This window comes from Pauljensenia hongkongensis (assembly GCF_001746855.1).
Lineage (GTDB): Bacteria > Actinomycetota > Actinomycetes > Actinomycetales > Actinomycetaceae > Pauljensenia > Pauljensenia hongkongensis.
This window is the reverse complement of record NZ_CP017298.1, coordinates 154971-156767: the sequence shown is the minus strand read 5'-3', so window position 1 is coordinate 156767 and position 1797 is coordinate 154971. Positions and strand designations below refer to the sequence as shown.

2 protein-coding genes are annotated in these 1797 nt (G+C 77.1%); one reads left to right on the top strand and one right to left on the bottom strand.

What is annotated here, in order from left to right; translation table 11 throughout:
- Nucleotides 1-1069, bottom strand: a 1069-nt coding sequence (locus tag BH719_RS00715; RefSeq protein WP_009399872.1) for a zinc-binding dehydrogenase, incomplete at its 3' end; no start/stop codon positions are given.
- Between the two features lie 72 nt (nt 1070-1141).
- On the opposite strand from BH719_RS00715, the gene BH719_RS00710 reads away from it, so the two are divergent.
- A partial coding sequence (locus tag BH719_RS00710) for a PHP domain-containing protein (RefSeq protein ID WP_009399871.1) occupies nt 1142-1797 on the top strand: 656 nt, incomplete at its 3' end.

Sequence of the window (1797 nt, the reverse complement as noted above, 5' to 3'; positions counted from 1 at the left end):
GGAGCGGCCGCCGCCCTCGCCCCATGCCGGGCAGCACGGCCGCCTTCAGGCCGCGCCTGCGGCGCACCGCGTCGAAGGCCGCGTGGACGTCGCCCAGGGCGAAGCGGTGGGTGACGAGCCCTCCCAGGTCCAGGGCCCCCGACGACAGCAGGCGCACCGCCTCGGCGTAATCGGCGTGGGTGGCGTTCGCCGAGCCGAGGACGGCGAGTTCGCGGTAGTGGACCAGGTTGGGGTCGATGGTGGCCGACGCCCCGGCGCTGAACCCCGCGAAGTAGGACACGCGGGCGCCGACGGCGGCGAGCTCCAGCGACACCCCCGCAAGCTCCGGGGCGCCGACGGCCACGATGACGGCGTCGGCCCCGCGGCCCCCGGTGAGGCGGCGCGCCTCGGCGACCAGTTCCGCGCCGGTGGCGGCGGTCGCGTGGGCGGCCCCGAAGCGCAGGGCCGGCTCGAGCCTGGCGGGCCTGCCCGAGGCGATGACCCTGGCCCCCGCGCGGGCGGCGAGGGCGCAGTGGATGAGCCCGATGGGCCCGGTGCCCAGGACGGCCACGGTGTCCCCGGCTCCGATGCCGAGGCGGGCGTGGGCGCGCAGGCAGCACGAGAGCGGCTCTGCGAGGGCGAGCAGCGCCGGGTCGGTCTCCCGTTCCACCGCGACGACGCACTGGGCGACGGCAGGGGCGGGGACCAGCAGGTAGTCGGCCAGGCCCCCGTCGACGGTGGTGCCGAACAGGCGCATGTTCTCGCAGACGTTGGCGCGCCCACAGGCGCAGGGGCCGCACGACCCGCACACCCATTCGGGGGCGAGGCCCACCTGGGCCCCGACTGCGGGAGCGCCGGCTCCCAGACCCCCGCCGAGGGCCGCGACCCTGCCCGCGACCTCGTGGCCGAGGACGACGCCCGGAGTCACTCCGCGCGTCTTCGCGCCCGATTCGATGCGCAAGTCGGTGCCGCAGATCGTCGTGGCCTCGACGGCCAGGAGGACCTCGCCGGGACCGGGTTCGGGGACCGGCCGTGTCGTCAGGGCCAGCGAGCCCGGTGATCCGAGCGCGGCCGCGCGCATGGTTGCCATGGGGACAGGGTACGCCACGGCCCGCGGGCGGCCCGCCTCGCGAATCGAACACCTGTTCGATATCCTGGCGCGGTGAGTGGAACCCGGCCCCGTTACGCGGAACTGCACGCGCACAGCGCCTTCACCTTCCTCGACGGGACGTGCGAGCCCGCCGAGATGGTGCGGGCCGCCCAGGGCCTCGGCCTCGAGGCCCTCGCGGTGCTCGACGTGGACGGCATGCACTCCGCTGTGCGCACGACCATGGCGGCGCGCGAGGCCGGCCTGCCCATCGTCCACGGCTCCGAGCTCACCATCGACGCCTCGTCGCTGCGCCCGGCGCTGCCCGGCGCCGGCGGGCCGGGCTGGGGACTGCGCCCCGGCGCCCACGACCCCGGGGTGCGGCTGCCCGTGCTGGCGGCCTCCCCGCAGGGGTACTCCGCCCTGGTCTCGGCGATGAGCGACCACGCGCTGTCACGGCCCGGACGGCGCGACAGCAGCCATCGGCTGGACGACTTGTCCGGGCGCGCCCGGGACTGGCTGGTCCTCACCGGATCGGGCCGGGGCCCGCTGCGCCGCGCCCTGCGCTCCCACGGCACTGCCGGGGCCAGGCGCGTCCTCGACTCCCTCGTGGACCTCTTCGGGCGCGACGCCGTCGTGGTGGAGGTGCAGCGCAGGGCCGGGGACGGCCCCGAGGAGGCCGACGCCCTGGCCGGCCTGGCGCGCACACGGGGCCTGCGCCTCGTGGCGAC